A 25477-nucleotide genomic window follows, 5' to 3' on the forward strand; every position below is an offset into this window, starting at 1 on the left:
GTTGTGTGTTGTGTCGTCTGTGGAACGCGAGGGCCGGCTCAGGACTTCAGGAAGCCCGTCGAGAACCACGGGAACGCGGCCACGATCACGAGGCCGATCAGCATCGCGGCGATGTAGCCCCAGATGTGCCTGATGCCTTCGTCGGGATTGACCTTGCTCACCGCACAGGCGCCGTAGTAGCCCACGCCGAAGGGCGGCGCGAACAGGCCGATGCCCATAGCGAAGATCACGACCATCGCGTAGTGCACCTCGTGCACGCCCGCAGCCTTGGCAATGGGAAAGAGCAGCGGCCCGAACAGCACGATGGCCGGGATGCCCTCCAGCACGCTGCCCAGCACGATGAAGGCGACGATCGATACCGCCAGGAAGCCGTAGGCCCCGCCGGGCAGCGCGCCCATGAGCCGCGCCAGGTCCTGCGAGAAGCCCGACTGCGTGAGCCCCCAGGCCATGGCGGTGGCGCAGCCGACGATGAAGATGATGGCGCCCGAGAGCGAAGCGGTGTCCACCAGCATCGGCTTGATGCGCTTCCAGTCGAACTGCCGGTACACCACCAGGCCCACGATGGCCGAGTAGACGATGCCGATGGTCGATACCTCGGTGGCCGTGGCCACGCCCTCGACCACGGCCGCGCGGATCACGAAGGGCAGCAGCACGGCCGGCAGCGCGACCAGCAGCAGCTTTCCGATCTCCCGCTTGCTGTGGCGCTGCACCGCGCTCAGGTCTTCGCGACGGTAGCGCCACCACACCACCACGCACAGCGCCGCACCGAGCACCACGGCCGGAAGCAGGCCGCCCGTGAACAGCGCGGCAATCGAGATGCCGGTGACCGAGCCGATGGTGATGAGCACGATCGACGGCGGGATGGTCTCCGTCTGCGCACCGGTGGCCGACAGCAGCGCCACCAGGTCGCCGGGCTTGGCGCCGCGCTTGGTCATTTCGGGGAAGAGCACCGGCGCGATGGCCGCCATGTCGGCGATCTTCGAGCCCGAGATGCCCGACACCAGGTACATGGCGCCGATGAGCACGTAAGAGAGGCCGCCGCGCACGTGGCCCAGCAGGCTGGCCAGGAACTGGATCATGGCGCGCGCCATGCCGGTCATCTCGATGAGCGCGCCGAGGAAGATGAAAAGCGGCACCGCCAGCAGGATCAGGTGCGACATGCCCTCGTCGAGCCGCCCGACCATCACCAGCAGCGGCGTGCGCGTGGTCAGCGCCAGGTAGCCGAAGGTGGCCAGCGCGAAGGAGAACGCGATGGGCACGCCCGATAGCACCGTGGCCGCCACGACGACCACGAAGAAGATCACCAGGTTGAACTTGCCCAGCGTGGCGAAGAGCGGCGCGGCCAGCCAGAAGGCGCCGACCAGCGCCGCCATGCCGAGCAGGGCCACCGCGATCTGCCGGCCGGAGCACACGCGCAGCAGCCGCAGCAGCGCCATCGCCAGCATGATGCCGATGCCCGCGGGGATGGCCGCGGCGCGCCATGCGTTGCTGACCTCCAGCGCGGGCGTGACGATGAACGACTCCTCGTGCGCGTAGTCGATGGACGGCCAGATGATGAGCGCGAGGAACGCGACCGAGGCGGCGATGGCGAAGGCGTCGAGCATGGCGCGCGCCTGCGGGCGCACCTTCTGCACCAGCGCCGTCATGCGCATGTGCTCGCCGCGCCGCAGCGCCACCACCGCGCCGAGCATCGACAGCCACAGGAAGAGGATGGACGCGAGCTCGTCCGACCACACCAGCGGCGCGTGGAACACGTAGCGCGACACCACGCCCGCGAACAGCACGCAGATCTCGGCCAGCACCAGCAGCGCTGCCACCGCCTCGACCGCGCCGCCGAGCACGCGGTCGGCGTGCGAGGCGAAGCGGACCAGCGGATTGGCCGAGGCACCGGTGGACGTGTCCGTGCCCGGAATGGCTGCAGCCTCGAAGGTCGATTCGTGCACCATGGGTCTTCAGGCCAGCTTGCCGACCGCGCCTTCGAGCAGCGCCCAGGCCTCTGGGCCGAAGCGGCCCTTCCATTCGCCATAGAAGCCCGAGTCGCGCAGCTTGGCGCGGAAGCTGTCGGCCGCCGGGCGGTTGATGGCGAGGCCCTTGGCCTGCAGGTCGCCTACGACCGATTCGTTGAGCTTCTTGATGTCCTCGCGCTGCTGCATGCCGGCGTCGTTGATGGCGCGCGCCACGATGGTCTTCAGGTCGTCGGGCAGGGCGTCCCAGGCGCGGCCGTTGGCGATGAACCAGTAGCCGTCCCAGATGTGGTTGGTCAGCGAGCAGAACTTCTGCACTTCGAAGAGCTTGGCCACCTGGATGATGGGCAGCGGGTTCTCCTGCGCGTCGACGATCTTCGTCTGCAGCGCCGAATACACCTCGCTGAACTGCAGGCTGGCCGGCGCGGCGCCCAGGCCCTTGAACATGGAGATCGACAGCGGGCTCACCGGCACGCGGATCTTCAGGCCGTCCATGTCCTTCGCGGTGGCCACTGCCGCCTTGCTGCTGGTGGTCTGGCGAAAGCCGTTGTCCCACATCTTCTCGAAGGCGTACAGGCGCGACTTGGCGATGGCGCCGCGCACGTGCGCACCGAGCTTGCCGTCCATGGCGGCCCACACCTGGGCGTAGTCGCTGAACGCGAAGCCCACCGCGTTGATGGCGGCCACGGGTACCAGCGTGGCGATGACCAGCGCGGAGGGCGTGAAGAACTCGATGCCGCCGGAGCGCACCTGCGCCAGCATGTCGGTGTCGCCGCCGAGCTGGTTGTTGGGAAAGATCTTGATCTCGACGCGGCCCTTGGTTTCCCTGGCGATGCGGTCGGCCGCTTCCTGCGCGCGGATGTTCAGCGGGTGCGTCAGCGGCAGGTTGTTGCCGTACTTGTACGAGAACTCCGCGGCGCGCGCGATGCGCGGCACCGCCGCCACGATGCCTGCGGCGGGCAGGGCGGAGAAAGTGCGCAGGGCATCCCTGCGGGTCAGGCGGCTGGTTGGGGTCATGTCTCGTTGTCTCCGTGATCTTCTGAAGAAGCGCTGCCCGGCCGATGGGCCGACCAGCTGATTGACGGGTTGCGCCGTTGATGCAATCTGATGCATCGTCGAATTCGATGCACAGCGAAGATAAAAGCCTGCATCATTCGGGTCAAACTTCTGTCTGATGGTTTTTGATGTATGCGGGAAAACCCTTCACACACATCCCGGCCCGGCTCGCCGCGTGAGGCTCGGCGCGCCCGCGTGGTCGACATCGCCCGCTCGGCGCAGGTGTCGACCGCGACCGTCGACCGCGTGCTGAACCGCCGCCCCGGCGTGCGCGACGCCACGGTGCAGCGGGTGCTCAAGGCGGCGGGCGAGCTCGACTACCTGCCGGGGCCCGAGCTGTATGCCGCGCTCACGCCGCCGCCGTTGCGGCTCGTGTTCCTGCTGCCGGCCGGCACCAACCGCTTCATCCGCATGCTGGGTGACATGGTGGGCTACTCGCAGGAGCACTGGGCGCCGTTCAACGTGCAGTGCCGCACGGTGTTCATCGAGAGCTTCAATCCCCACGAGCTGGCCGACGCCCTGCGCAGGCACGGCCAGCGTTGCGACGGCATCGCGATGATGGCGCTGGAGCACCCGGCCGTGCGCGAGGCGGTGGCCGCGCTGGCGGCGCGCGGGCTGCCGGTGGTCACGCTGATCTCCGACCTGTCGAACTCGGAGCGCGCGGCCTTCGTCGGGCTGGACAACCGCGCGGCCGGGCGCACGGCGGGCTATCTCATCGGGCGCTTCATCGGCGCGCGTGCCGCCAAGGTCGCGCTCATCGCGGGCAGCCTGAGCTACAAGGCGCACGAGGAGCGCGAGGCCGGCTTTTTGCATGTCATCGACGAGATGTTCCCGCGGCTGGAGGTGGTGGGCTTGCGCGAAGGACAGGACGATGCGGACAAGAACTACCGCCAGACGCGCGCGCTGCTGGAGCAGCATCCCGACATGGGCGGCATCTACAACATCGGCGGCGCCTCCGACGGCGTGGCGCGCGCACTGAAGGAGGCGGGGCGCGAGCAGAAGGTGGTCTTCATCGGCCACGGGCTCACGCCCGACACGCGCGCGCTGCTGATCGACGGCAGCATGGACGCGGTGATCACGCAGAGCCCGCACACCACGCTCATGAATTGCGTGCGCATCTTCACCAACCTGCGCGACCGGCGCGAGGCGCTCAGCGGCGTCGAGACGACGCGCAGCCAGGTGATCTTCAGGGAGAACCTGCCGTAGGCGGCTTGGCACTCAGGCCTGCGCGCCGGCCGGCAAGGCCATCCGCTGCAGCAGCGGCTGCCTTTGCAGCACCTCCTTGCACGGCCCATGGTCGAGCACATGCCCGGCCTCCATCAGCACCACGGTGTCGAAGCGCTCGAGCAGGCTCAGCCTGTGGACCGAGGCGATCAGGCAGGCATCCGGGAACGCGGCGGCGATGCGCTCCAGCACCCGGGCCTCGGTGTTCGCGTCGAGCGCGCTGGTCGGTTCGTCGAGCAGCAGCAGCGAACTGCCTTGTGCCGTGAGCACGCCGCGCGCGAGGCACAGCCGCTGGCGCTGGCCGCCTGAAAGATTGAAGCCGCGTTCGGTCACGGCGGTGTCGAGGTCGCCGCCGTTCGCCTTCAATACTTCGTCGAAGGTGCTGGTGTGCAGCGCGGCCTGCAGCAGCGCGTCGTCGTGCGGCTGTCCGAAGGCGAGGTTCTCGCGCACGCTGGCTTCGAAGAGCTCGGTTTCCTGCGGGATCAGCGTGGCGAGCCGGCGCAGCCGTGCCCAGTCGGCAGGCTGGCCGTCGAACAGCAGCGTGCCGCTGCCGGGTGCGTAGAGTCCGGCCAGCACGCGCAACAGCGTGCTCTTGCCGCCGCCGCTCGGGCCGACGAGGGCGACGCGTTCGCCGCGGCGCAGCGTCAGCGCCACGTCGTGCAGGCCGCTGCGCACGGCGGGCTCGGCGATGCCGGCTTCGTCGATCGGCGCGCCGCGCGGTGCGTAGCGCCATTGCAGCGCCCGGATGTCCAGCTGCCGCCAGGCGGCATCGGCCTCGATCCGCTCGTGCGCCGGCACCTGCCCGGGCGGCGTGGCCAGCGCCTCCTTGCCCGAGGGCGCCTGCCAGATCGGCCCGGCGCTGCCGTAGTCGGTGTGCATGCGCGCGAAGAAGCTGAAGTTGGCGGCCACCGAGGTGACCACGCCGGCGGCCTGCTGCGCGTACTGGTGGATCATGAACACGGCGCCCAGCATCACGACCTGCCCGGGTGCGCGGGCCTGCCACACGTAGATCACCACCAGCCCCCAGGTCAGCGCCAGCCCCATCAGGTCGACCGCGAACCACTTGCCTTCGTTCAGCACCACGGCGCGCTTCAGCGGCAGCGAAATCGCGGCCATGCGGCGGCGCAGCAGCAGGCGCGAGGCACCCTGCAGGCGCAGGCCGATCACGGTCGAGGCGTTGCCCAGGAAGTCGAGTAGGGCGGCCACGTAGCGGCGGTCGGCGTCGTTCTCGGCGCGCGCGAGCTTCATGAGCGCGCGGTCGATGCGCACGATGACCAGGCCGATCAGCACGTAGCCCGCGAGCGCGGTCATGCCGCTGGTGCGCGACAGCAGCGCCAGCGCCACCAGCGGCCCGACGAAGTTGACGGCGTTGGTGAGCCAGATGAACTGGTTCTGCGCGAAGTCCGACAGCGCGCGGCTGGCCTGGTGCACGCGGTGCTGCAGCTCGCCCGAGTGATGGCCTTCGTGCCAGGCCAGCGGCGCGGCGGCGATGCGCGCATACAGCTGGTCGGCCAGCGCCTCGCGCACCTTCACGCCCACGTTGCGTTCGAGGATGCGGCCCGGCCCGTGCAATGCCCAGGCGCCCACGTACACGCCGGCGAGCCCCGCGATCCAGCGGCCGGCCGTGCCGAGCTCGCCGCGCTGCAGGGCGTTGATGGCCTGGCCCGCGAGGTAGGGCAGCGTGAGACGGATCAGCTGCGAGGCCGCGAGCAGCGCGGTGGCCGAGAGCAGCTGCGCACGCGCGCCGGCCGCGAAGTGCCACAGAGCGGCATAGAGCTGGCGGACGGCGGCGCCGGGACTCGTGCTGTTCGTGCTCTTCTTCTCTTCCTTCTTCTTGTCGTCGATAGCCTGCATGCGTGTCAGCTTGCCTTGCGGAACGTGAGATTGATGCGGATGGCGCCCAGCAGCGGATGCGGCTCGTCCTTCAGCGGCAGCACGCCGTGGTAGCGCAGCCGGTCTTCGCCGCCCCAGACCACGACGTCGCCGTGCGCCAGCGGCACCCGCGCGGCCTTGTCGCCACGCGCGAGGCCGCCGAACAGGAACACGGCGGGCATGCCGAGCGACACCGAGACGATCGGCGCGCCGTAGTCGCGCTCGTCCTTGTCCTGGTGCAGCGACAGCCGCGCGCCGGGCGCGTAGCGGTTCACCAGGCAGGCATCGGGCGCAAAGCCGTCGAAGCCCGCCGCCGAAGCCGCTTCGCGCGCCAGCCGGGCGAGCGCTTCGGGCATGGCGGGCCAGGGCCTGCCGCTGTCGGGATCGGTAGCGCTGTAGCGGTAGCCGCGCCGGTCGCTGGTCCAGCCGAGCGCGCCGCAGTTGGTGAGCGCAACCGACATGGTGAAGCCGCCGGGCGTGACCAGGTGGCGGAACGGCGCCTGCGCTTCCACTGCGCGGATGGCGGGCAGCAGTTCGTCGACGAAGGGGAGGGCGAAGCCGGGCAGCATGAAGGCGCCCGTTCCCAGCGGCTCGCGCGCCGCGCGGGGCGGGTCGTCGAACAGGGCGAGGGTGGTGGCTGCCGCCGGGCCGCCGCCGCTGCCGGTATTCCTGGAGTTCGTCGTCATCCTGTTCATGTCCCCCCGATCTTGCCGAAAAGCCGCAGCCGCCTCGCGGGCCTCGGCCGGCGGCGGGCTACCTGGAGGCGGCAGACGGGCCTGTGCCTCCCATGTTCGCGTGATGCCCTTTGGCCGTTCAGACCTTACCCTCGTCACCCCTCTGGCCATGAGTAGTGCTTAGGGTTTAAATTCCGAAAAATACGTATCAAATGGGTGACGGTGAATCCACTATGGACGGCGCTCGACTCGCTCTCAGCGTTCCAGAAGGCTGGACGGGCTGGATCGAGCTCATGCGTACGCCCAGCGGCACCTACGCCGGTATCGCCGAACTGAGCTTCAGCGGCATTCCGCGCTGCGCGCTCGTCATCACCCAGCAGCTGTCGTGGGACGCGGCGGTCGAGCGGGCCACGCTGCGGGCCGATCACTTCGTCAGGCAATGGGGGCCGTCGCGCCGCTCCTGAGGGGGCCTTGAATCTCGTGCGGCGGCGCAGCACATGGGCCGGGCTCGTGGTAGAAACCGCGAGCCTTTTTCGGGTCACGCCCGACCCACGACCCAACCCACGCGCCGCCATCCATGCCGAATTCCTGCCGCCGGACATCCGACAAACCGCATGTCCGATGGCTCGCATGGCTGCTGCTCGGCCTCGCGGCCCTGTGCCTGGCGGGCTGCGCCGGACTGCCGGCGGAAGTGCCGCGCAAGCCCTCGGCGGCCATCGCCGATGGCGCCGACACCACGCTCGGCCGCCTGGTGAAGGCGGCGGCGCCGCCCGGCGAGCCGCTGAGCGGGTTCCGGCTGCTGCCGATGCCGCAGTTCTCGCTGCATGCGCGCATCGAGCTGGCGCGTCGGGCGCAGCGCTCCATCGACGTGCAGTACTACCTCGTGCAGAACGACGAGACCGGCCGCTACCTGCTGCGCGCCCTGCGTGACGCGGCCGACCGGGGCGTGCGCGTGCGGCTGCTGGTGGACGACCTCTACACCGCCGGCGCCGATCCGCTGTTCACCAGCTTCGCCTCGCACCCGAATGTGGAGGTGCGGCTCTTCAATCCGTTTCCCGCCGGGCGCGACCGCTTCGGCACGCGCTGGGCCTGGTCGATCCTGGACTTCGACCGCGTGCACCGCCGCATGCACAACAAGCTCTACGTGGTGGACAACACCATCGCCGTGATGGGCGGGCGCAACATGGCCAACGAGTATTTCCTGCGCGACGGAGGCTCGAACTTCATCGACATCGACACGCTGGTGGCCGGCGAGGTGGTGCCCAGGCTGTCCTCGCTGTTCGACATGTACTGGAACAGCCAGTACGTCTATCCCATCGAGTCTTTGGTGCCGCCCACCGGCGAGACGCCGCGGCAGCTGCGCGATCGCTTCGATCGCCTGACCACCGGCCCCGAGCAGCTGCATCCCGAGGAGCCAGGCTCCACCGACCTGCTGGGCAACAACCCGCTGGCCAAGGACCTCGACGCCGGCGCGCTGAAGCTGGTCTGGGCGCGCGCCGAGGCGTACGCCGATCCGCCCGCCAAGGCGCTGGGAGCGACCGACGAGGCGCGCGGCCTGCCGGCCGACGAGTCGAAGGACAGCGTGCTCTACAACGTGCAGCGCTACCTGCGCGGCGCCGAGAACGAGATCATGCAGACCACGCCCTACCTGATTCCGGGGCGCGGCGGCATGGAGACGATCCGCATCGTGCGCGGCAACGGCGTGAGCTACACCATCGTCACCAATTCGCTGGCGGCCACGGACGAGTCGCTGGTGCACATCGGCTACCGCCGCTACCGCTCGCAGATGCTGCGCCTGGGCGTGGAGCTTTATGAGCTGAGCCCCAAGCGGGTGGAGCAGACGAAGCGCTTCGGCATGTACGGCTCGGCCAGCGGCCGGCTGCACGGCAAGTCGGCGGTGATCGACCGCAAGATCGTCTTCATCGGCTCGATGAACTTCGACCCGCGCTCGATGCTGCACAACACCGAGATCGGCATCTTCATCTTCAGCCCGCAGATCGCCCAGCAGCTCACCAGCCTGATCGGCTTCATACGGCTGGACGGCGCCTACCAGCTGCAGCTGGGCCCGACGGGCGCCATCGAGTGGGTGAGCCCGGCCTCGGGCGACGCGGCCGACACCATCCTGCACCGGGAGCCCGAAACGGACTTCTGGTCGAGGTGGAAGCTCGAACTGCTCGCGCCGCTGGTACCCGAGAGCCTGCTTTAGGCGGGCACGTCCCGCATCCTCAAAACAGAGGATGGTCGACAGGAGGGGGCTCCAGAAGAATCGCAACGCTCGTGTTACGAGTTGATTCTTTTGTTTGCCCCTTCACTAGACAAGACCATCCATGAATACAAACTTCGCGACCCCAGCGGCCTCCGGCCGGTCCTTCTTCAAGACGACGCGCTGCGCGTGCGCGGTGGCGCTCCTGATCTCGCTCGGTGCCTGTGGCGGCGGCGGTGGTGGCGGAGGCGGCGGCTTCGCCGGTTTCCCGGCCGCGGGCGGTAGCAGCAACCCGCCGGCCAGCGATCCGCCGGCCGCATCGGCGCCTGTTACGTTTTCGGGCACGGCGGCCTCCGGTTTGCCGCTGGTGGGTACCGTCACGGTCAAGGACGCCAAGGGCGCGACCAAGACCGAACCGCTGGTCGACGGCAACTACAAGATCGACGTGAGCGGCATGACCGCGCCTTTCGTCTTCCGCGCCGAGGGCACGGTGGCCGGCGAGCGCGTGGTGATCCATTCGGCCGCGACCGCGGCGGACGTCAACGGCACCATCAACATCACGCCGCTGACCGACCTGGTGGTGGCCAACATCGCCGGCCGGCTTGCCTCGCAGTATTTCGACGGCGGCGAGTTCGCCTCGCTCTCGGCCGACGAGCTCAAGGCCGAGTCCGACGCGCTCAAGGCCAAGCTGCTGCCGGTGCTGAAGGCCATGGGCGTGGACGCCAGCATCGACCTGCTGCGCACCGCCTTCACGCCGCTGTCGAGCGCGCTGGACAAGGCGCTGGACGTGCTGCGCGTGAGCGTCGACCCGGCCACCAACGTGGCGACCATCACCAACATCGTCACCCAACAGCAGATCTCCGACGACCTGGCGGTGAAGGCCGCGGCCGAGCCCGCCGCCGCGCCGATGAGCGGCTCCGGCATGGACACCGCGGCTGACGACATCGTGGCGATCCGCAAGGTGCTCGCGGACTTCGTGGGCAAGTTCGCCACCGGGCTGCCCGCGCCGTCGCAGCTGCTGTCGCTGATGACCGACGGCACCAATCCCGTCACCGGCACCTACGGCTTCAGGTTCTCCGACCTCAGCGCCTCGCAGTTCGCCAACGAGACCGCGACCGACACCAGCCTCGTGGGCGCGAGCTTCACCGACGTGGTGATCCAGCGCATCAACTACACCATCGACGCGAACAACACGAGCCCGCGCGCCTACGTCGAGTTCACGCACAAGGACAAGAACGGCATCGCCTTCAGCAACACGCAGGGCATGCAGATCGTGAAGGGCACGGACGGTGCGTGGCGCCTGCGCGGCGACGGGCGCGTGCTGGACATCAATCCGCACATGCACGCCACCAAGGAGAAGGCGACGGGTTGCGTGAGCAGCTCGCTGCAGTTCGAGATCCAGGACACGAACACCTCCAACAGCGGCAACGTCGCGTCGGTGGTCGTCACCGGCCCGGGCCTGCCCGCGGGTGGCCTGCGCCACGTGCGTCCTTCGGGTGGTGGCGCGTGGCCGATCGATGGCTCGTCGACCTACAACTACTACTACCTGACCTCGAACTGCGCCGGCCTGCCGAACGCCGGCCTGGGCGACAGCGCGATCGCGGCGCTTCCCGCCACGCCCGAGTACACCTTCACCGCCTACGAGAGCGACGGCACGACGGTGGCCAAGTTCAACGGCTTCGACATCATCTACAGGCACCGCTTCCATGGCCGTCCGCTGACGCTGGCCGAAACCGCCGCGGTCAGCTACCCGGCCTTCTCGACCACGCCGGCCCTGTCGTCCTATGTGGGCGGGAGCGATTTCGCCATCAGCGCCACCGGCCTGAACCCGGGCTTCGCCGCGCAGTTCTTCCTGAACCTGATGGCGGGCCCCTCGGCCGGTGCGACAGACCGGGCCGATGTCGCTCCCTCGGCAACGGGCACGGCATCGAAGACCTTCAACCTGCCGGCGCAGGGCTCGGTCTACTACAGGAACATGTTCGTCAGCACCTACGACAGCAACTGGCGCGAGATCGTGCTTCGCGACAACACCACGGCCGAATGACCGACTGATACAGGGAGGAAGGGAGGCAGGGCGCCCGTTATTCGGGCGCCCTGGAAAAGCGGAAGAAAAACAAAAGCCCCCGGAAGGGGGCTTTTTCATCGGCGGCGAATGCGGCCGGGCCGTCGGCAGCTACTGCATCAGGCGACCGCTGAGATACGGCTCGGGATCGACCGGGCTGCCGTTCTTGCGGATCTCGAAGCGCAGCTTCACGCGGTCGGCGTTGCTGCGGCCCATCTCGGCGATCTTGTCGCCCTGGCGGACGACGGCGTTTTCCTTCACCAGGATGGTCTGCACGTGCGCATAGGCCGTGAGGAAGGTCTCGTTGTGCTTGACGATGACCATGTTGCCGTAGGCCGGCAGTTCGCCGCCCACGTACACCACGCGGCCGTCGGCCGAGGCGACGACCGGGTCGCCGAGGTTGCCGGCGATGTCGATGCCCTTGACGCGGTCGCCGTCGAAGCGGGCGATGGTCGGGCCGTTCGCGGGACGGATGAACAGCGCCGCCGGGCGCTGCTGCACCGGTGGCTTGGCCGCCGGGGGCGCCGGCCAGGGCGTGTTGAGGTCGACGGTGGAGCAGGCCGCGAGGCCCGCAGCGAGCAGCGCCATGGCGCCGGTGCGTAAAACAAAAGTCTGAAGGTGCATGGGCTCTGTTCGAACGGGTTCGTTGCGGAGGGTTCCTGCAAACCGGCACGCGCGGGGCGCGCCACGCGGGCGATGCTAGCAAACCGCCGCGCCGGCGCTGCGCGAAAGAGCAACCGGCTGTGAAGAGGGCATCGGGCATCCGGGGCATTGCCTGCCCCGGATGCCCGGATGGCACTACTTGAGCGGAATGGGCGTGCCGCGGTCGATGGGCACCGCCGTCACGCTGTTCTTGGGCGAGCCGTCGATCAGCAGGTCGGAGTAGGTCAGGTAGACCAGCGTGTTGCGCTTGGCATCCACCATGCGCACCACGCGCAGGCGCTTGAAGAGCACCGACAGCCGCTCGCTGTAGACCTCCTCGCGCTTGGGCAGCGGCTGCGTGATGCTCACCGGGCCGACCTGGCGGCAGGCGATGGAGGCTTCGGCCTTGTCCTCGGCCACGCCGAAGGCGCCGGCCAGCCCGCCGGTCTTGGCGCGTGAGACATAGCAGGTCACGCCGTTGACCTTGGGATCGTCGTAGGCCTCGATCACGATCTTGTGGTCGGGGCCGATGAGCTTGAAGGCGGTGTCGACGTCGCCCACGGTTTCGGCCCTGGCCGCCGCTGCCGCCAGCGCGAAGCCGAGGCTGGCGCCGCACAAGAGGGTGGCGCGAAGTGTCTTGTTCATGGATTTCGTCAAACGATGCTGAGCTCGTGCACGCGGTCGAAGCTGCCGCGCCGCCGGTCCTCGAAGTAGTGCTCGAGCGTCTCGCGCACCGTGCGGAAGGCGATCTCGTCCCAGGGAATTTCTTCCTCGGTGAAGAGCCGCGCCTCGATGGTCTCGTGGCCCGGGTCGAACTTGTCGTCGAGCAGGCGCGCTCGGTAGAACAGGTGCACCTGGCCCACGCGAACCACGCTGATCACCGAGAACAGGCCCTCGATCTCGAAGTTCGCGCCGGCCTCCTCGTCGGTCTCGCGGGCCGCGCCCTGGGCGGTGGTTTCCTCGAGTTCCATGAAGCCGGCCGGCAGCGTCCATTTGCCCCAGCGCGGCTCGATGTTGCGCTTGCACAGCAGCACCTTGTCGCCCAGGACGGGGATGGTGCCGACCACGTTCAGCGGGTTCTCGTAGTGGATGGTGTGGCAGGCCGGGCAGACGGCGCGCTGCTTGGTGTCGCCGTCGTCCGGCACGCGGTAGACCACCGCGGTGCCACAGTTCTTGCAATGCTTGATGGGTACGCGCAGGAGCATGAATGGGTCCGGCCGCCGTCTTCAGACGATCTTGACGGTCAGCGCCGGCAGGCCCGCGACCTCGCCCACGAGCGTGTCGCCGGCCACCACGGCGGCCACGCCTTCGGGCGTGCCGGTGTAGATCAGGTCGCCGGGCTGCAGCTCCCAGGCCGCCGACAGGTGCTCGATGGTCTCGGCCACGTTCCAGATCAGCTTGCTCACGTTGCTGCGCTGGCGGTCGGTGCCGTTGACCTGCAGCGAGATCTCGGCCTTCTCGGCGTCGCCGGCCTGCGCCACGGGCACGATCGGGCCGATGGGCGCGCTCTGCTCGAAGCCCTTGCCGATGTCCCAGGGGCGGCCCTGCTTCTTCATGTCGTTCTGCAGGTCGCGGCGCGTCATGTCGAGGCCGACCGCGTAGCCGTAGATGTGCTTGTGCGCGTCGGCCGCGGCGATGTTCCTGCCGCCGGTGCCGATGGCGACCACGAGTTCGATCTCGTGGTGCAGGTTCTTCGTGAGCGAGGGGTAGGCCATGGTGCCGGTCTGGCCCGCGTCGACCACCACCAGCGCATCGGCGGGCTTCATGAAGAAGAAGGGCGGCTCGCGGCCGGTGAAGCCCATTTCCTTGGCGTGATCTTCGTAGTTGCGGCCCACGCAGTAGATGCGGTGCACCGGAAAGCGGGCGGACTGGCCGGCCACCGGCACCGAGACGGCGGGGGACGGGGCGAAGACGAACTCGGAAGCCATTGAGACGTGTCCTTTTTCAACGAAACCTGGGCGGGAAACCGGCAGTGTGCCAGAGGCGCGAGGCTCACAATAGACGGCCCGAGCAGCGTATTCCTTCTCCATTCCCCTCATTTCCCACCATGCCCATCCGAATCGGCAAGGCCGGCAAGGCCAACGCGCTCAACGAACTAGGTCGCCGCCTCGACGACGAGGGCGACCAGGACGGCGCGCTGGAGGCCTATGCCCAGGCCGGCGCCGTGCTGCCGAACTGGTCGGCCCCCTGGTACAACATCGGCCTCATCCACAAGTACCGCGGCGACTGGGCCGCCTCGCTGCAAGCCAATGCCCGGGCCGTGCAATGCGATCCGCGCAACGAGGGCGCGATCTGGAACCTAGGCATCGCGGCCACGGCGCTGGGAGACTGGGACGCCGCCCGCAGCGCCTGGCGGCAGTACGGCATCAAGGTGCCGGACGGCGAGGGGCCGGTCGATCTCTTCATCGGGCTCACGCCCATCCGCGTGCACGGCGACGAGGCCAGTGAAGTGGTGTGGGCCGACCGCATCGACCCGGCACGGGCCATCCTGCGCAACGTGCCCACGCCTGACAGCGGCCACCGCTACGGCGACCTCGTGCTGCACGACGGCGCGGCCAACGGCTACCGCCTGCGGGGCGAGCGCGAGGTGCCGGTGTTCGACGCGCTCGAGCTGATCGCTCCTTCCGACTACTCGACCTACGAGGTCATGGTCGAGGACGCGACGAAGGAAGACATCGAGGCGCTGGTCCGGCGCTTCGAGGCCGCCGACGCGAGCGCCGAGAACTGGACGACCAGCATGCAGATTCTCTGCCGCGCCTGTTCCGAGGGGCGCCCTTACGGCGAGGGCCGGCACAACCACGGCGAGGGCGAAGAGCCCGGCACCCTGGGGCCATGGCGCATCGGCATCGCCGCCCGCCAGGAAGAAGCCGCACGCCGCATCCTCGACGAGTGGCGAGATGCCATCGCCACCACGTCGCCGAAGGCCGCGCTGCTGGACTTCCGCTGCGTGCTGGTGGCTATAGCCCGCTCGTGACGCTGCGCCATGGAGGGAGCGCTATGCTTGCGAAATCATGAAGCTGCATAACTACTTCCGCTCCTCCGCCTCGTTCCGCGTGCGTATCGCCCTCAACCTGAAGGGCCTCGACTTCGAATACATCCCCGTGCACATCGCGCGCGGCGACCACCGTACCGGCCCCTTCGCCTCCATCTCCGCCGACAGGCTCGTGCCGCTGCTCGAGGACGAGGGCGAACGCTTCTCGCAGTCCATGGCCATCATCGAGTACCTTGACGAAGTGCATCCCGAGCCGCCGCTGTTGCCCAGCGACCCGGTGGGCCGCGCCCATGTGCGGGCGCTGGCGCAGTCGATCGCCTGCGAGATCCACCCGCTCAACAACCTGCGCGTGCTCAAGTACCTCGTGAAAGACCTGAAGCTCGACGAGGACGCCAAGAACGCCTGGTATCGCCACTGGGTGCGCGACGGCCTGATGGCCTTCGAACGCCAGCTCGCGCAGTACCCCGCCGGTACCTACTGCTGGGGCGACACGCCCACCATGGCCGACTGCTGCCTGGTGCCGCAGATCTTCAACGGCCGCCGCTTCGACTGCGACTTCAGCGGCCTGCCGCGCACCATGGCCGCCTTCGAGGCCTGCATGGAGCACGAAGCCTTCCAGCGCGCCCAGCCTTCGCAGGCGCCCGACGCGGAAGCCTGAAGCCCATGGATGCACGCTGGCTCGTGCCCGAGTGGCCCGCGCCGCCGAACGTGCGGGCCGTGTGCACCACGCGCGAGGGCGGTGTTTCCACGGGGCGCTACCGCAGCTTCAACCTCGGCGACCACGTGGGCGACGAGCCCTCGCACGTGGCCGAGAACAGGAACCGCCTTCGCACCGCCGTCGGCGCGCGTGCGGTCTTCCTGCAGCAGGTGCACGGCACGGGCGTGGTCGCGCTGGATGCCACGCAGGACATGGTGCGCGACGGCACCGCGGCCGATGCCTGCACCGCCACTGCCCCAGGCCTGGCCTGCACGATCATGGTGGCCGACTGTCTTCCCGTGCTCTTCACCGACGAAGCCGGCCACCGCGTGGCGGCAGCGCATGCCGGCTGGCGCGGACTGGCGGGCGGGGTGCTCGAGCAGACCGCGAAGGCCTTCGAGGCCGAGGGCGGTTCGCGCGTCATTGCCTGGCTTGGCCCCTGCATCGGTCCCAAGGCCTTCGAGGTGGGGCCGGAGGTCAAGGCAGCCTTCGAGGCGCATTCACCCGAAGCCGCATCCTGCTTCCGGCCCGCGCCGGCGCAAGGCAAATGGCTGGCCGACCTGCCGGCGCTGGCGCGGCAGCGGCTGCAAGCCGCGGGCATCGGGGCGGTGTACGGCAACGACGGCAGTGACCCGTGGTGCACCGTCACCGACGATTCAAGGTTCTTTTCGCACCGGCGCGACGGCGTCAGCGGACGCTTCGCCGCCCTGGTCTGGAAGGTCTGAGCCCGCAGCCTCGGCCGCCGCGCGCCTCGCGGCTTCCTGAGCCTCGAGTTCGCGCTGCTTGATCGCTCGGCGCCGTGCGGGAGTGCCCATCAGGTAAACCACCAGTGCCACCGGCGCCAAACCGTACAAAAGAAATGTGAAGATGGCGCCCAGCACGGTGCCTGTGGTGTTGGTGGCCTCGGCCACGGCCATCATCAAGGCGACATACAACCAGCCGATGACGATCAGATGGATAAACACGGAAAGTTTCAGTTGGTAAGTGAGGAGGGCGGCGTTGTGAGGGCCCTTTGAATGCAGCATACTCAAAACACGCAAGCCATCCGTACCGTTTCAGGCGAGGACCAGGAGACATGATGAAGCAACAAGCCACGGGGGCCGATGCGTTCGCGCCCTTCCAGCAGGCACTTTCGGAAGGGTGGAGCAAGGCGCTGGAATCGTTCCAGCAGTCCGCCGCACAGGGGGCTTCGGCCTTCAATGTCGGCGACACGCCGCTATGGGAACTGCCCCAGGGCATGAAGATGCCCGAGCTGCCCCGTTTTTCCATCGATCCCGAAAAACTCCAGTCCATCCAGCAGCAGTACCTTGCCGAGGCCACCGAGCTATGGCGCCAGGGCTTCGATGCGAAGCCCGAGGGCGACAAGCGCTTCGCCGCCGATGCCTGGGGCCGCAATCCGCTTTCGGCCTTCTCGGCGGCCGTGTACCTGCTCAACGGCCGCACCATGCTGAGCATGGCCGAGGCCATCGAGGCAGACGAGAAGACCAAGGCCCGACTGCGCTTCGCCGTCGAGCAATGGATGGCCGCCTCGGCGCCCAGCAACTCGCTGGCCTTCAATGCCGAGGCGCAGAAGAAGGCCATCGACACGCAGGGCGAGAGCATCGCCAAGGGCATCCAGAACCTGCTGCACGACGTCAGGCAGGGCCACCTCAGCATGACCGACGAGAGCGCCTTCGAAGTGGGGCGCAACGTGGCCACCACCGAGGGCGCCGTGGTGTTCGAGAACGAGTTCTTCCAGCTGCTCGAATACAAGCCGCTCACCGCCAAGGTGCATGAGCGGCCCTTCCTGCTGGTGCCGCCCTGCATCAACAAGTTCTACATCCTCGACCTGCAGCCCGAGAACTCGCTGATCCGCTATGCGAACGAGCAGGGCCACCGCGTGTTCGTGGTGAGCTGGCGCAACCCCGACGAGTCGATGGGCAAGGCCACCTGGGACGACTACATCGAGAACGCCGCCATCAAGGCGATCCACACGGTGCAGGAGATCACGGGCAGCAGGCAGATCAACGCGCTGGGCTTCTGCGTGGGCGGCACCATCCTGAGCACCGCGCTGGCCGTGCTCGCGGCGCGCGGCGAGAAGCCGGCCGCCTCGGTCACGCTGCTGACCACCTTCCTCGACTTCAGCGACACCGGCATCCTCGACATCTTCGTGGACGAGCAGATGGTGCAGTACCGCGAGATGCAGCTGGGCAAGGGCGGCCTGCTGCCCGGCGGCGACCTGGCCTCGACCTTCAGCTTCCTGCGGCCCAACGACCTGGTATGGAACTACGTGGTCGGCAACTACCTGAAGGGCGAGACCCCGCCGCCCTTCGACCTGCTGTACTGGAACAGCGACGCCACCAACCTGCCGGGCCCGTTCTACGCCTGGTACCTGCGCAACACGTACCACGAGAACAAGCTGGCCAAGCCGAACGCGCTCACCGTCTGCGGCGAGAAGATCGACCTCGGCAACATCGACATCCCGGCCTACATCTACGGCTCGCGCGAAGACCACATCGTGCCCATCGGCGGCGCCTATGCCTCCACGCAGCTGCTGCCCGGCAAGAAGCGCTTCGTGATGGGCGCTTCGGGCCACATCGCCGGCGTGATCAACCCGCCCGCCAAGAAGAAGCGCAGCCACTGGATCCGCGAGGACGGCAAGTTCCCCAAGACCCAGGCCGAATGGCTGACCGGCGCGCAGGAGCATCCCGGCAGCTGGTGGACCGACTGGGCACAATGGCTCAAGGGGCACGCGGGCAAACAGATTCCCGCTCCCAGGGCGTACGGCAACGGCAAGGCCTACAAGGCCATCGAGCCGGCGCCGGGGCGCTACGTCAAGGCCAAGGCTTGACGGAGTTCGGCTCGGCAAGGCCGTAGCAACAGAGTTTCAAATCACTTCAACGGAGAACCTCATGGAAGACATCGTCATCGTTTCGGCAGCCCGCACGGCAGTCGGCAAGTTCGGCGGCTCGCTCGCCGGCATCCCGGCCACGGAGCTGGGTGCGATCGTGATCAAGGAAGTGATTGCACGCGCGAACCTCACGGCCGAGCAGGTCGGCGAGGCCATCATGGGCCAGGTGCTGGCAGCGGGCGCGGGCCAGAACCCCGCGCGCCAGGCGTGGCTCAAGAGCGGCGGCACCAAGGAAACCCCGGCGCTCACCATCAACGCCGTGTGCGGCTCGGGCCTGAAGGCCGTGATGCTGGCGGCGCAGGCCGTGGCCACGGGCGACAGCGAGATCGTGATCGCCGGCGGCCAGGAAAACATGAGCGCCGCACCGCACGTGCTGCCCAACTCGCGCAACGGCCAGCGCATGGGCGACTGGAAGCTGGTCGACACCATGATCGTCGACGGCCTGTGGGACGTCTACAACCAGTACCACATGGGCATCACCGCCGAGAACGTGGCCAAGAAGTACGGCATCGACCGCTCCGCGCAGGACGAACTGGCGCTGGGCAGCCAGACCAAGGCCGCCGCCGCGCAGGACGCCGGCAAGTTCAAGGACGAGATTGTCGGCGTGAGCATTCCGCAGAAGAAGGGCGACCCCGTCGTCTTCAACACCGACGAGTTCATCAATCGCAAGACCAGCGCCGAAGGCTTGGCCGGCCTGCGTCCCGCCTTCGACAAGGCCGGCGGCGTGACCGCGGGCAATGCCTCGGGCCTGAACGACGGCGCCGCCGCCGTGATGGTGATGACGGCCAAGAAGGCCGCAGCCCTCGGCCTGAAGCCGCTGGGCCGCATCGCCAGCTACGCCACCGCCGGCCTCGACCCCGCCATCATGGGCATGGGCCCCGTGCCCGCCTCGACCAAGGCTCTGCAGCGCGCCGGCTGGAAGGCCGCCGACCTCGACCTGCTCGAGATCAACGAAGCCTTCGCCGCGCAGGCCTGTGCCGTGAACAAGGAAATGGGCTGGGACATCAACAAGGTGAACGTCAACGGCGGCGCCATCGCCATCGGCCACCCCATCGGCGCGTCGGGCTGCCGCATCCTGGTGACGCTGCTGCATGAAATGCAGCGCCAGAACGCCAAGAAGGGCATCGCCTCGCTGTGCATCGGCGGGGGCATGGGCGTGGCGCTGACGATCGAACGCTGATCGTCGTCCCGTCGTTCCGATGACGGCGCCCGGCGCGCCGTCGTCCCCGGCTCAGCGCGCCATCGCCATCGACGGCCGCTGCGCCATCGCCGCGCGCCAGCGCAGCAGCTCGGGGTGCTGCTCCCCGGGCTTGAGCCGCACCGCGCGAGCGAAATCCACTGCCACCACGGCGGTGATGTCAGCAATGCTGAACCGGTCGGTGGCGATGAAATCGCGGCCGGCCAGTCGTTCGTTCAGCGTCTCGAAGAAATGCTGGATCCGCGCGAGCCCGCGCTGCGCGAGCTCGGGGATCTGGGCGTAGTTCACCGGTCCGGGCAGCGCGCGGTCGGCCATGGCGGGGGAGCTGTTGCGCAGCGTCTCGGCGATGGCCAGCAGGCCTTCGAATTCGATGCGCCAGTTCCAGCTGGCGATCTCCGCCTTTTCGCGCGGCGTGACGCCCATCAGCGGCGGCTGCGGGTATCGGGCCTCCACCCAGGCCGCGATGGCGGCGTTGTCGGTCAGCAGCAGGCCGTCTTCTTCGTCCGTGCGCAGTGCCGGCACGGTGCATTGCGGATTGATCGCCCGGTAGGCCTCGCCCATCTGCTCACCACGAGCGAGGTCGACCTGCACGGTCTCGTGTGAAATGCCCTTCTCGGCAAGCAGGATGCGCGCGCGCCGCGGGCTGGGTGCGGTGGCGCAGTCGTAGAGAATGATCATCGTCCGTTCAACTCCTGGAACTCATCGCATGAATGGCACGACAGCCTACACGCCGCCCACCGTCTGGTCATGGAACAAGCAAAGCGGCGGGCGCTTCGCGAACATCAACCGTCCGATCGCGGGCGCCACGCATGAGAAGGAGCTGCCGGTAGGCAGGCATCCGCTGCAACTCTATTCGCTGGCAACGCCCAACGGCGTGAAGGTGACGGTGATGCTCGAGGAACTGCTGGCGCTGGGCCACGCGGGAGCCGAGTACGACGCCTGGCTGATCCGCATCAACGAAGGCGACCAGTTCGGCAGCGGCTTCGTGGCGGTGAACCCGAACTCCAAGATCCCCGCGCTGATGGACCGCAGCGGCGACGCGCCGATCCGCGTGTTCGAGTCGGCTGCGATCCTGCAGTACCTGGCCGAGAAGTTCGGCAACGCATTCCTGCCGACCGAGCGGGCGGCGCGCGCCGAGTGCCTGTCGTGGCTGTTCTGGCAGATGGGCAGCGCGCCTTACCTGGGCGGCGGCTTCGGGCACTTCTATGCCTACGCGCCCACGAAGATCGAATACGCCATCGACCGCTTCGCGATGGAAACCAAGCGCCAGCTCGACGTGCTCGACCGCCGCCTGGCCGAAAGCCGCTACCTGGCGGGCGATGAATACACCATCGCCGACATCGCCGTCTGGCCCTGGTACGGCGCGCTCGCCAAGGGGCAGCTCTACGAGGCGGGCGAGTTCCTCCAGGTAGGCGAGTACAAGAACGTGGTGCGCTGGGCCGACGAGATCGCGAAGCGGCCAGCAGTGCAGCGCGGCCGCATGGTCAACCGCACCTGGGGGCAGCCTTCGAGCCAACTGCACGAGCGCCACGACGCCGGTGACTTCGACACCCGCACGCAGGACAAGCTCGAAGCAGAACAGAAATAGGGTGCAGCCATGAGCGACAGGATCCTGGTCTTCTACGGTTCTTACCGCTCCGACCGCATGGGCGTGCGCCTGGCGGACTACATCGTCGCCGGCCTGCGCGAACGCGGCGACGACGCGGAACTGATCGACGCGAAGGCGGTCGACCTGCCCATGCTCGACCGCATGTACAAGGAATATCCGAAGGGCACAGCGCCGGCGGCGATGGAAGCCCTGGCCGAGAAGATCCGCACGGCCGACGCCTTCGTCTTCGTCACCGGCGAATACAACTGGGGCCCGCAGCCCGGCCTGAAGAACCTCACCGACCATTTCCTCGAGGAGTGGTGCTGGCGCCCCGCGGCCATCGCGAGCTATTCGGCGGGACGCTTCTCGGGCGTGCGCTCGGGCACGGTGTGGCATTCGATCCTGTCGGAGATGGGCATGGTCGTCGTGTCGAGCACGCTGGCCGTCGGGCCGATCTCGCAGACGCTGGACGCGGCAGGCAAGCCGACGGGGCCTGCCGGCGAATCGCTGCAGCGTTCGTTCGGGCGGTTCGCCGACGACCTCGCCTGGTGGACCGAGGCGGCGCGTGCGCAGCGTGCGCGCAAGGCGCCCCCGTACTGATCGATGGCCGTGAGTGCGCGCCGGTCGTTCGTCGCCGCTCTCGTGTTCCTGTTCCTGCTGTCGGGTTGCGTTTCCTTTCCGACGCGGTATGCCACCTTCGATTGCAGCTGCCGCGCGGACATGGAGCCGGTTCACCTGATTTCATTGAGGGCGCCAACCGGACGCTGGGCGATCTCCGGCCACGGCGGCTCCCTGTACGGGGAGGTCGCGTCGCTGTCGATTCGCCTGCCTGAAAAGCCGGTCGTGGCTGCGCGCTATGAAGCGGGGCAGATCGTCCTCACTGATAAAAGTCCGTTCCCTTCTGTCGTCGTACCGGTCACGGGCGGCGAAGTGCAGGTCGATCCGCAGAACAGGAAAGTGACGGTCTCGCTCCAGACTGCCGCCGGCGCGTTCTGGGCGAACGGCGTCTATTCCCTGCGCTAGCAGATTTTTGCCACCGGCACCTGCTGCCAGCGGCATCTTGTTCACCGCTCAAAATTTGGGCAAAGCGTGGAATGCCTTTATAAAACAATGACTTGCGTTCCTTTTACAAGGCTCCGCATGAGTTATCCCCAAAGTTGTGCACTGAAAATGGGGAAGAAGCCGGCTTTTCCACATTCCAGTCGCAAGTGGCTGATCCGATAGCGTTTTTCGCTCACGGGAAACCGTGAAAAACTGGGCCTGGAGGCTGTTTGAGGGCTCGGTGAAGCGGTTTTGGCGGCCAAAGTTGTTCACCGCCCAAATTTTGAGCAAACTAAGGAATACCCTTGTAAAACAATGACTTGCATTCGTTTTACAAGGCTCCTCATGAGTTACCCCCAAAGTTGTCCACGGAAAATGGGGACGGGAGCGGGTTGTTCAGCATTCGCGCGCAAGTTGCTGTTTTTACGGTGCCGCATTCAGCTTTCTGACGAAGCCTGCTGCTCGGCGTAGTGCCGGCACAGCGTGTCGACCAGTGCCTGCGCATAGATCGGCAGCGCCGCGCGGTCGCGCACCAGCAGGTATCGCTCCCGCACGCACCAGGCGTCGGCGAGGTCGATGAGCGCGAGCTGCATGCTTTCCTGGTTGCGCCGCGCCGCCGACTCCGGCACCACGCCGATGCCCACGCCGTTGCCGATCATCCGGCACATGGCGTCGAAGCTGCCGAGCTGGATGCGCAGCTTCTGCCGCTTGCCGAGGTTGTCGGTGATCTGCGCCAGGAAGGTCTGCAGCGTGCTGCCCTGTTGCATGCCGATGGCGTCCTCGTCCAGCGTCTCGGCGAAAGAGATCTTCTTGCGCTTGGCGAAGCGATGTTTGCGCGAGGTGGCGAGCACCAGCCGGTCGGTGCTGAAGTGGATGGCTTCCAGCCCCAGTGTGTCGACGCGGCCCGCGACGATGCCGATGTCGGCGCGGCCGTCGAGCACGCCGCGCGGGATCTGAGCATTCGGTTTTTCCTGAAGGTCGACGTTGATGCGCGGGTTACGCGCCAGGAAGCCCGGCAGGATCTCGGGCAGGAAGTCGGTCACCGCCGTGGTGTTGGCGAACACGCGCAGGTGGCCGCGCAGGCCGCCGCCGTACTCGAGCAGGTCGGCGCGCAACTGCTCCGTCTGGTGGAGCACGAGGCGCGCGTGATGCAGGAAGGCTTCGCCCGGCGGCAGCAGCCGCACGCCCCGGGCCTCGCGCTGAAGGAGTTGCAGGCCGGCCTGCGTTTCCAGCGCCTTGATGCGCGCGCTGGCGGCAGCCAGCGACATGTGCTGGCGCTCGGCCGCCCGCGTGAGGTTGCCGAGCTCGGCCGTGGCGACGAAGAGGCGCAGGTCGGTGAGGTCGAAGAGCATCGGGCGATGGTAGGCCGCGGGATGCCCTCAGCCTTCGGAAATGCGGAAGGCTGGGTTCCGAAATGGCAGATTGCGCGCGAGGGTAGGGCGGCAGACCATGCGGGCCATGGAGACAAGACACATGAAATTCCGCGTATTGGCGCTGCTGTCGCTGGCGGCCGCATTCGTGCTTCCGGCGGGCCCCGCGCTCGCGCAAAGCTATCCCTCGCGCCCCGTCACGCTCGTCGTGCCCCAGGCCGCAGGCGGCACCAACGACATCGTCGGCCGCCTCGTGGGCCAGAAGCTCGGCGAGGTGATGAACAACGCCAGCGTGGTGGTCGACAACCGCCCCGGCGCGGGCGGCAACATCGGCACTCAGCTGGTGGCCAAGGGCCCGAAGGACGGCTACACGCTGCTCATGACCATCAGCAGCAGCCAGGCCATCAACCCGGCGCTGTACAAGAACCCGGGCTTCGACCCCGAGAAGGACTTCAAGCCCGTCGGCCTCGTCGGCGCGGTGCCCAACGTGTTGCTGGTCAACCCTTCGTTCCCGGCGAAGAACCTCGCCGAGTTCCTGAAGCTCGCGCGGGCCAAGGGCGCGAACTACCAGTACGCCTCGGCCGGCAACGGCACGCTCAACCACCTGCTCGGCGAAATGCTCAACAGCATGGCCGGCATCTCTATGCAGCACGTGCCGTACAAGGGCGTGGCGCCGGCGCTCAACGACGTGCTGGGCGGACAGCTGCCCATCGTGTTCGCGAGCCTGCCTTCGGCGCTGTCGCACATCAAGGCCGGCAAGCTGCGCGCGCTGGCGGTCAGCGGCGAGAAACGCTCTCCCGTGCTGCCCGACGTGCCCACCATCGCCGAGGCCGTGCCCGGCTACAACGGCACGCTGTGGATCGGCCTCTTCGCTCCCGCGGGCGTGCCGGCCGACGTGCTCGCCACGCTGCAGGACGCCACGCGCAAGGCGCTGGCCTCGAAGGACCTGCGCGACAAGCTCGACCAGCAGGGCGTGGAGATCGCCGCGCCGACTACCCCCGAACAGTTCTCGGCGCTGCTGCACGACGACCTCGCCAAGTGGGCGCGGATCGTCAAGGCCTCCGGCGCGGCCGTCGACTGAATGACGAACAGGAATCCATGAGCAACGACACACAGACTTCATCCCTCGCGATCGACGGCGAGGCGCTGGCGAAGCTGCAGGCCTGGCAGGGCCGCAGCGAAACGCTGGCCGACGACATCACCGCCGCGCCCGTGCGCGCGCTTTCCGCCACGCTCGATCGCGACGACGCGCCGCCGCAGGCCGGCACGCGCCTGCCCGAGCTGTGGCACTGGCTCTACTTCCTGCCGCACCATCGCCAGTCCGAGATCGGCGAGGACGGTCACGCGAAGCGCGGCGGCTTCCTGCCGCCGGTGCCGCTGCCGCGCCGCATGTGGGCGGGCGGGCGGCTCGCGTGGGAGCCGGGCAATCCGCTGCAGGTCGGCGACAAGGTGGAGCGCATCTCGCGCATTGTCTCGGTCACGCACAAGGCGGGCCGCACCGGCGAGCTGGTGTTCGTGCTGGTGCGCCACGAGGTGCGCAACGAACGTGGCCTCGCGCTCACCGAGGAGCACGACATCGTCTACCGCGCTGCGGCGCAACCTGGCGAAGCGGGCCCGCCGCCCACGCCAGCGCCGAAGGACGCCACCTTCAGCCGCGACATCGCGCCCGACGACGTGCTGCTCTTCCGCTATTCGGCGCTCACCTTCAACGGCCACCGCATCCACTACGACCGCCGCTATGTCACGCAGGTCGAGGGCTACCCGGGCCTGATCGTGCACGGCCCGTTGATCGCCACGCTGCTGGTCGACCTGCTGCGCCGCAACGTGCCGGGCGCGCAGCTCGCGCGCTTCGAGTTCCGCGCGGTGCGGCCGACCTTCGACATCGCGCCGTTCCGCGTGCACGGCAAGCCCGCCGAGGGAAGTGTGGACGGCAAGACATTCAGCCTCTGGGGCGAGGACGCCGACGGCTGGCTCACCATGCAGGCCACGGCCGTGCTGGCCTGA

25 protein-coding genes are annotated in these 25477 nt (G+C 68.1%); 14 read left to right on the plus strand and 11 right to left on the minus strand.

Annotation, left to right across the window (positions count from 1 at the left end):
- Positions 1–38 precede the first annotated feature (38 nt).
- Positions 39–1946 carry a TRAP transporter large permease subunit gene (locus ABL840_RS14310; protein ID WP_093305095.1) on the minus strand — a complete coding sequence of 636 codons (1908 nt, stop codon included), beginning with the start codon at positions 1944–1946 and terminating at the stop codon, positions 39–41.
- Between the two features lie 6 nt (positions 1947–1952).
- Positions 1953–2981: a TRAP transporter substrate-binding protein gene (locus tag ABL840_RS14315; protein WP_093201981.1), complete on the minus strand. Its 1029-nt coding sequence runs from the start codon at positions 2979–2981 to the stop codon at positions 1953–1955.
- A gap of 171 nt (positions 2982–3152) precedes the next feature.
- Between ABL840_RS14315 and ABL840_RS14320 the strand changes: the two genes are divergently transcribed.
- The gene (locus ABL840_RS14320; protein WP_093201978.1) at positions 3153–4226 is read left to right on the plus strand and encodes a LacI family DNA-binding transcriptional regulator; all 1074 of its coding nucleotides are present in this window, start codon (positions 3153–3155) and stop codon (positions 4224–4226) included.
- 12 nt (positions 4227–4238) lie between these two features.
- Here the strand turns inward: ABL840_RS14320 and ABL840_RS14325 are convergent, their stop codons facing one another.
- Both ABL840_RS14325 and alkB read right to left on the minus strand, forming a co-directional pair.
- Complete coding sequence (locus tag ABL840_RS14325; RefSeq protein ID WP_093305093.1) at positions 4239–6098, minus strand: ABC transporter ATP-binding protein; 1860 nt, start codon at positions 6096–6098, stop codon at positions 4239–4241.
- A 5-nt stretch (positions 6099–6103) separates the two neighbouring features.
- Positions 6104–6802, minus strand: coding sequence for a DNA oxidative demethylase AlkB (alkB, locus tag ABL840_RS14330; protein WP_093305091.1), 699 nt, complete (start codon positions 6800–6802; stop codon positions 6104–6106).
- Positions 6803–7083: 281 nt separating this feature from the next.
- On the opposite strand from alkB, the gene ABL840_RS14335 reads away from it, so the two are divergent.
- The 3 genes from ABL840_RS14335 to ABL840_RS14345 all read left to right on the plus strand — a co-directional run bounded on the left by ABL840_RS14335 (position 7084) and on the right by ABL840_RS14345 (position 11037).
- On the plus strand, positions 7084–7254 hold the full coding sequence (locus tag ABL840_RS14335; RefSeq protein WP_240652046.1) for a hypothetical protein: 171 nt from the start codon (positions 7084–7086) through the stop codon (positions 7252–7254).
- Between the two features lie 113 nt (positions 7255–7367).
- Positions 7368–8996, plus strand: a complete 1629-nt coding sequence (locus tag ABL840_RS14340) for a phospholipase D family protein (protein WP_093305089.1) — start codon at positions 7368–7370, stop codon at positions 8994–8996.
- A 121-nt stretch (positions 8997–9117) separates the two neighbouring features.
- The gene (locus ABL840_RS14345) at positions 9118–11037 is read left to right on the plus strand and encodes a hypothetical protein (protein WP_093305088.1); all 1920 of its coding nucleotides are present in this window, start codon (positions 9118–9120) and stop codon (positions 11035–11037) included.
- A gap of 129 nt (positions 11038–11166) precedes the next feature.
- On the opposite strand, the gene ABL840_RS14350 is transcribed toward ABL840_RS14345, so the two are convergent.
- From ABL840_RS14350 to ABL840_RS14365, 4 genes are all read right to left on the minus strand, one after another.
- Entirely contained in the window at positions 11167–11643 is a 477-nt protein-coding gene (locus ABL840_RS14350; protein ID WP_418116273.1) for a murein hydrolase activator EnvC family protein, read from the minus strand.
- A 210-nt stretch (positions 11644–11853) separates the two neighbouring features.
- Complete coding sequence (locus tag ABL840_RS14355) at positions 11854–12342, minus strand: CreA family protein (RefSeq protein ID WP_093201963.1); 489 nt, start codon at positions 12340–12342, stop codon at positions 11854–11856.
- Positions 12343–12350: 8 nt separating this feature from the next.
- The gene (locus ABL840_RS14360) at positions 12351–12902 is read right to left on the minus strand and encodes an NUDIX hydrolase (protein WP_093201960.1); all 552 of its coding nucleotides are present in this window, start codon (positions 12900–12902) and stop codon (positions 12351–12353) included.
- A gap of 21 nt (positions 12903–12923) precedes the next feature.
- Positions 12924–13625: a fumarylacetoacetate hydrolase family protein gene (locus ABL840_RS14365; RefSeq protein ID WP_093305086.1), complete on the minus strand. Its 702-nt coding sequence runs from the start codon at positions 13623–13625 to the stop codon at positions 12924–12926.
- A gap of 119 nt (positions 13626–13744) precedes the next feature.
- Between ABL840_RS14365 and ABL840_RS14370 the strand changes: the two genes are divergently transcribed.
- The 3 genes from ABL840_RS14370 to pgeF are packed head-to-tail and all read left to right on the plus strand — an operon-like array spanning position 13745 to position 16111.
- Positions 13745–14671 carry a tetratricopeptide repeat protein gene (locus ABL840_RS14370; RefSeq protein WP_093305085.1) on the plus strand — a complete coding sequence of 309 codons (927 nt, stop codon included), beginning with the start codon at positions 13745–13747 and terminating at the stop codon, positions 14669–14671.
- 37 nt (positions 14672–14708) lie between these two features.
- Positions 14709–15347 carry a maleylacetoacetate isomerase gene (gene maiA / locus ABL840_RS14375; protein ID WP_093305083.1) on the plus strand — a complete coding sequence of 213 codons (639 nt, stop codon included), beginning with the start codon at positions 14709–14711 and terminating at the stop codon, positions 15345–15347.
- Positions 15348–15352: 5 nt separating this feature from the next.
- Entirely contained in the window at positions 15353–16111 is a 759-nt protein-coding gene (pgeF, locus tag ABL840_RS14380; RefSeq protein ID WP_093305081.1) for a peptidoglycan editing factor PgeF, read from the plus strand.
- Here pgeF and ABL840_RS14385 read toward each other — a convergent pair.
- Positions 16043–16351 carry a hypothetical protein gene (locus ABL840_RS14385; protein ID WP_093202228.1) on the minus strand — a complete coding sequence of 103 codons (309 nt, stop codon included), beginning with the start codon at positions 16349–16351 and terminating at the stop codon, positions 16043–16045. The genes pgeF and ABL840_RS14385 overlap by 69 nt on opposite strands.
- Positions 16352–16464: 113 nt before the next feature.
- Here ABL840_RS14385 and phaC point away from each other — a divergent pair, with 113 nt between their 5' ends.
- Positions 16465–18216 carry a class I poly(R)-hydroxyalkanoic acid synthase gene (gene phaC, locus ABL840_RS14390; RefSeq protein ID WP_093305079.1) on the plus strand — a complete coding sequence of 584 codons (1752 nt, stop codon included), beginning with the start codon at positions 16465–16467 and terminating at the stop codon, positions 18214–18216.
- 61 nt (positions 18217–18277) lie between these two features.
- Positions 18278–19456, plus strand: coding sequence for an acetyl-CoA C-acetyltransferase (locus ABL840_RS14395; RefSeq protein ID WP_093201945.1), 1179 nt, complete (start codon positions 18278–18280; stop codon positions 19454–19456).
- Between the two features lie 51 nt (positions 19457–19507).
- On the opposite strand, the gene ABL840_RS14400 is transcribed toward ABL840_RS14395, so the two are convergent.
- Positions 19508–20152, minus strand: coding sequence for a glutathione S-transferase family protein (locus ABL840_RS14400; RefSeq protein ID WP_093305077.1), 645 nt, complete (start codon positions 20150–20152; stop codon positions 19508–19510).
- Between the two features lie 28 nt (positions 20153–20180).
- Here ABL840_RS14400 and yghU point away from each other — a divergent pair, with 28 nt between their 5' ends.
- The 3 genes from yghU to ABL840_RS14415 are packed head-to-tail and all read left to right on the plus strand — an operon-like array spanning position 20181 to position 22085.
- Positions 20181–21062 (plus strand): glutathione-dependent disulfide-bond oxidoreductase, encoded by an 882-nt coding sequence (gene yghU, locus ABL840_RS14405; protein ID WP_093305075.1) that lies wholly within the window; start codon positions 20181–20183, stop codon positions 21060–21062.
- A 9-nt stretch (positions 21063–21071) separates the two neighbouring features.
- Complete coding sequence (locus tag ABL840_RS14410) at positions 21072–21662, plus strand: NADPH-dependent FMN reductase (protein WP_093305073.1); 591 nt, start codon at positions 21072–21074, stop codon at positions 21660–21662.
- 3 nt (positions 21663–21665) lie between these two features.
- On the plus strand, positions 21666–22085 hold the full coding sequence (locus ABL840_RS14415) for a hypothetical protein (protein ID WP_093305071.1): 420 nt from the start codon (positions 21666–21668) through the stop codon (positions 22083–22085).
- 455 nt (positions 22086–22540) lie between these two features.
- Here ABL840_RS14415 and ABL840_RS14420 read toward each other — a convergent pair whose 3' ends face one another.
- Positions 22541–23455 carry a LysR family transcriptional regulator gene (locus ABL840_RS14420; RefSeq protein WP_093201932.1) on the minus strand — a complete coding sequence of 305 codons (915 nt, stop codon included), beginning with the start codon at positions 23453–23455 and terminating at the stop codon, positions 22541–22543.
- A gap of 121 nt (positions 23456–23576) precedes the next feature.
- Between ABL840_RS14420 and ABL840_RS14425 the strand changes: the two genes are divergently transcribed.
- Both ABL840_RS14425 and ABL840_RS14430 read left to right on the plus strand, forming a co-directional pair.
- Entirely contained in the window at positions 23577–24554 is a 978-nt protein-coding gene (locus ABL840_RS14425; RefSeq protein ID WP_093305069.1) for a tripartite tricarboxylate transporter substrate binding protein, read from the plus strand.
- 17 nt (positions 24555–24571) lie between these two features.
- The gene (locus ABL840_RS14430; RefSeq protein WP_093305067.1) at positions 24572–25477 is read left to right on the plus strand and encodes an FAS1-like dehydratase domain-containing protein; all 906 of its coding nucleotides are present in this window, start codon (positions 24572–24574) and stop codon (positions 25475–25477) included.

The organism is Variovorax sp. NFACC27, assembly GCF_048301545.1.
In the GTDB taxonomy this organism is placed as follows: domain Bacteria; phylum Pseudomonadota; class Gammaproteobacteria; order Burkholderiales; family Burkholderiaceae_C; genus Variovorax; species Variovorax gossypii.